Below are 4571 nucleotides of genomic sequence, written 5' to 3' on the forward strand. Positions count from 1 at the left end.
CGATAGAAAACTAGTAAAAGAGGTATTAGAAGGAAATTCTACTGCCTTTAAGACGATAATTACGAATACTCAAGGACTCGTCATTCAAATCATTTATAAAATGATTAAAACTCAGGAAGACAGAGAGGATTTGGCTCAAGAAGTCTATTTGAAGGTATTTGATAAACTTGCGAGCTTTAAGTTTAATTCGAAGCTCTCTACCTGGGTTGGCACTATCACTTACAACACTTGTCTGAAATTTTTAGAAAAGAAAAAAATACCCATTCTTGATGTGACGAATAAAGAGGGAGCAGAATCATGGGACATGCTGGAAAGTAAGGCACTTGGCAGTGACTACAGCCCGATTGAATCCTACATATTCAAAAAAGAGAGTGGACAAGTACTGGCATCAGAAATAGAAAAGCTTCCACCCTTGTATAAAACCATTATCACATTATATCACAATGAAGAAATGAGTTACCGGGAGATCGGTGAGATCACCAATCTTCCGGAGGGAACTTTAAAGAACTATCTATATCGTGCTAGAAAACAACTGAGAGAAAGCCTATTACTCAACTATAACATTGAAGACTTATGAAAGCAGAACATTTGAGTGATCATGAAATTCAACGATACGCGTTTGACTCATTAGAATGTAAAACTGATGTAATCGAACATATGTCGTCCTGCAGTTTATGTAAAAAGAGGGTGGAAAGCTATTTAGCCTTATCCAACTCAATTCAAGACTTACCAGAGCCACAGTTAGCATTTGACTTGTCTAATCGAGTGTTGACACAACTGGAAACCACTGCGGGCAAAAGAAGTATACTCAATTATTTTATTTACTCTCTTATTGCCCTGGGGCTAGTAGTGATTATTTCATGCTTGTTTTACAGCGCAGGAGTTTTGATTGATTTATTCAAAAGTTATTCAGGGATCTCTCTAACGCTGGTCGTAAGCGTTGCTCTTTTGATTTCTTTCGGTATTACAGCAGATATGTTAAGGTCATACAACAAAAAAATAAACATGTTGAACTATTAGTTGACTTTTGCAACATTTATTTAAGTGGCCGGTCTAATCCAGCATAATCCAAAAATGATCCATATGAAGACTATATTTTTAAATCAATTATCAAGCATCGACCCTGACGTCTATAAAGCAATTGTCGTTATTTTCATTATAGTTTTAGTCATGCGGTTTATTATGAAAATTTTAAGAAGCATGCTAGATCATAAATTGAAAAACAGAATTATCGATAAAGAAATCCCTAAAGAGCTGGCTGCTTCTATCTTACAAACAGAGTCGAACAGTGAAAAACATAACAGTATCAAGTGGTTCGCTATTTTAATTAGCACAGGAGCAGGGTTATTTGTAGCCAATCAATACCTGCCCTTAGGCTTACATTCCATCGCGATAATGGTGACAAGCATTGCGCTAGGGTTTCTAGCTTATTCCATATACCTAAGGCGTTTCGACAAGTAGCCCAAACCCGTAAATCAATATAAGTTTTACAGGCTTCTTCAAGGTGGAGTCCAGGACAAGTACGCCCATTTCTAAACAACAAAAACAGAATATTATGAAAAATACACTAATAGCAACATGCTTTGCAATACAATTTTTGTTTAGCTCTAATCATTTAAAGGCACAACAATATGAAGATCAAATAGCCCTTAAAAACAGAATTGACAACTACTTAAGCGCAGGGGTAGAAAATGGATTTTCCGGAGCGGTACTGGTTGCCCAAAAAGGTAATATCATAATTAACAAAGGCTATGGCATGGCCATCAAGGAAAAAAACATTCCTTATACTACAACAACTGTTTCCACCATAGGCTCTGTCACTAAACAATTCACAGCTACGGCTATATTAAAATTGGTTGAGTTCAATAAACTAGAAGTTACAGATTCAATCAACAAATTTTTCAACAACCTGCCTGACGATAAAAAGGATATAACGATACACCAGTTATTATCCCACACGGCAGGATTAGTCGATGTGATCGGTGATGGGGATTTTGATGACATTCCCACTGATAGATTCTTTTCTACTTTGTTTGCTACTAAACTGCTTCATGAGCCTGGTTCAAAATACGCATACTCGAATTCGGGCTACAGTATTCTGGCCAGAATCATAGAAATAGTATCTGGGCAGGACTATGAACGTTTTTTAAATGAGCATTTATTCAAACCAGCCAGAATGAGTCACACCGGATACTTCATCCCTCAATGGAATGAAGATAGTGTGGCTTCAGGGTATTATCGAAATATAACCCATGTAGGTACCATGCTTGAGCGCTTTGAAAAAATGGGGAAGGTAACATGGGCTTTGAAAGGTAATGGAGGCATTCATTCGACCATTGAAGACATGTACAAATGGTATGAAGCCTTAAAAAATGATATCATCTTACCTAAAGAGCTATTTAAAAAACTCACCACGCCTTACATACCCGAGTACAAAGGGCAATCCAGCTACTATGCCTACGGGTGGGCAATTTATAACTCCGACAGAAACACAAAAATCATCAGTCATAATGGTGGAAATGCTATATTCTTTCATGACTTCATATGGTTACCCGAAGAAGATGTTGTCATTATATTATTTACCAATGCAGGTAGTAGAGAAGCAGAAGTTGCCTGGCCTATCGAAAAGATGATATTCGATAAGGATTTCCAGCCGGAAGCAATTAAAAAGGATCTATATAATCTAGTCATTGACAATTTAGACAACCATGATTCACATCAGATTGATCAGCTTGCTGCCAAGATTAAAAAACAGTATAAATCGTATCTCAAGAACCCGGAAAATCTGAACATCCTTGGGTACAACATCCTTGAGACAAAGAAAAATGCTGAATTAGCTGTAGCATTATTTAAGTTAAACACAGAACTCTTCCCTAATGAAGGAAATCTTTGGGACTCGTTAGGAGAAGGTTATCTGGCAAACGATCAAAAGGAAGAGGCTATAAAAAGCTACAAAAAGGCATTGGAATTAAGGCCTGAAGAAAACTGCCATTGGTGTGAGTCCTCGAGCCAGGCACTTACTGATTTAGGGCAAGGAGAATAAAAACCGGGGCTGATAGGCACCATCTCCATAAAATAATAGAGCTACTTGTAAAAGGCTGGTATTATACTTTAAAAAGCCGATTATCGAGAGATGATCGGCTTTTTTAATCAAACAGATTACCCATTAGTTATCTGATATCTGTTGATTTGGTCATGCTCAACAACTTACCCTGACTATACAAATTGTAACCCCTCATAGACATTGAGCGTCAAAGCCTGAAAAATCTTAACTTCTGTCAAAGTAACTCCATGAAAGCAATAATAAAGAGAGTGCTGTTTTTCCCTATTACGAAAATGATAATAGGAATTGCTGTCTGCTTTTCACTATTTGTCGGATTTCAAAACTTTGTATCAAAGCCACTTTTTTATAGCATAATTCAGGATAAGAATATTGCTGACCCCATTATCCATTTATTTTCTGTTGTCGTTTTACTTCTTAGCTACTACTGTTTGTTCCGTTTGTATGACAAGAGGAAAATCACAGAACTGTCTATAAAACACCTGCCCAAAGAAATGCTTGGAGGTTTTGCTTTAGGGTTCTTGACCATTTCATTGACCATTTCCATCTTATATTTCTTAGGCTATTACCAGTTTATCAGCATTTCAACAGCACACTATTCATTAAAACTGTTCGGACTATTAATGGTAGCAGCACTAATAGAGGACCTTTTTGTCAGAGGTATAATAGTGCGGGAAAGTGAAAATTGGTTGGGCACTAACATAGCCTTAATCATTGGAATGCTATTCGAAACAGACCATTTGTTTAATCCCAATGCCAACCTGTTTAGTGTCTTTTTCATTTTGGTCTGGGGGTTCACACTGGCTATGCTCTTTGTGTACACCAAGAGAATTTGGCTCCCTTTTTTCTTTCATTTGGGATGGAATTTTGCCCAACCTTTTTATGGTTCTAACCTTACCGGTCTGGATGACATGGGTAGGATAATTCAATCTGAATTGAATGGGCCTGAGATATATACAGGAGGTGCGGTAGGGGTGGAAGGGTCAATTTTTACAGCAGTGTTTTTGTTGCTTATCGGGGTTATCCTGTACATTCTTGCAAAGAAAGAAGGTAAAATTATAAGAAGACCGGTGAGTGTAAAGAACCCAACAATCAGCTATGAAGAGCATGGTGGTTATTAGTTGATAATTTAGCGTAAGGATCCGCTTTTGCTTTATTTATTGAAACGACTTTACCAGCTCACCACTGCACATGCCAACTTTTCAAAAAAAACTTTCAAGCCTTTTTTGTTCTTAGCCCATAACAAAAGCCTTTCTGGTAAGGCTTCAAGTACAACTTGGCACAAAGTACAGAATTCGTTAGCTTGTGCTTCAATTTACTCCGGGAGGCATTTGCGCTGGCCTGGAGTTATACTTCATTATGCTACCAGAGATATACCATTTTGATCAACTTGAGGGAACGTATTATGTTGAATTCCAAATCTCGGATAGCCAAGAATCAAGGCATTAGAATTCTAGGATCCTATATCAATCTAATGATGAAAAAAAAGGATAAAAGGTGTGGTACATTA

Annotated in this window: 5 protein-coding genes; all 5 read left to right on the forward strand. The window is 37.3% G+C overall.

The annotated features are described in order from the left end of the window. The coding region (locus E1163_RS12800) for an RNA polymerase sigma factor (RefSeq protein WP_155172319.1) at positions 1-577 on the forward strand (577 nt) is incomplete at its 5' end. Next, the gene (locus E1163_RS12805) at positions 574-1020 is read left to right on the forward strand and encodes a hypothetical protein (RefSeq protein ID WP_155172307.1); all 447 of its coding nucleotides are present in this window, start codon (positions 574-576) and stop codon (positions 1018-1020) included. The genes E1163_RS12800 and E1163_RS12805, both read left to right, overlap by 4 nt. Before the next feature lie 63 nt (positions 1021-1083). Further along, on the forward strand, positions 1084-1461 hold the full coding sequence (locus E1163_RS12810; RefSeq protein WP_155172310.1) for a hypothetical protein: 378 nt from the start codon (positions 1084-1086) through the stop codon (positions 1459-1461). Between the two features lie 94 nt (positions 1462-1555). Next, positions 1556-3043, forward strand: a complete 1488-nt coding sequence (locus E1163_RS12815) for a serine hydrolase (protein WP_155172313.1) — start codon at positions 1556-1558, stop codon at positions 3041-3043. Between the two features lie 248 nt (positions 3044-3291). After that, positions 3292-4182, forward strand: coding sequence for a CPBP family intramembrane glutamic endopeptidase (locus E1163_RS12820; RefSeq protein ID WP_155172316.1), 891 nt, complete (start codon positions 3292-3294; stop codon positions 4180-4182). Positions 4183-4571 lie beyond the last annotated feature (389 nt).

The sequence above is a fragment of the Fulvivirga kasyanovii genome (assembly GCF_009711405.1).
Taxonomy (GTDB): domain Bacteria; phylum Bacteroidota; class Bacteroidia; order Cytophagales; family Cyclobacteriaceae; genus Fulvivirga; species Fulvivirga kasyanovii.

Coding starts and splice junctions, on each gene's coding strand:
- E1163_RS12805 (WP_155172307.1), top strand. CDS start 574: ATGAAAGCAGAACATTTGAGTGATCATGAAATTCAACGATACGCGTTT.
- E1163_RS12810 (WP_155172310.1), top strand. CDS start 1,084: ATGAAGACTATATTTTTAAATCAATTATCAAGCATCGACCCTGACGTC.
- E1163_RS12815 (WP_155172313.1), top strand. CDS start 1,556: ATGAAAAATACACTAATAGCAACATGCTTTGCAATACAATTTTTGTTT.
- E1163_RS12820 (WP_155172316.1), top strand. CDS start 3,292: ATGAAAGCAATAATAAAGAGAGTGCTGTTTTTCCCTATTACGAAAATG.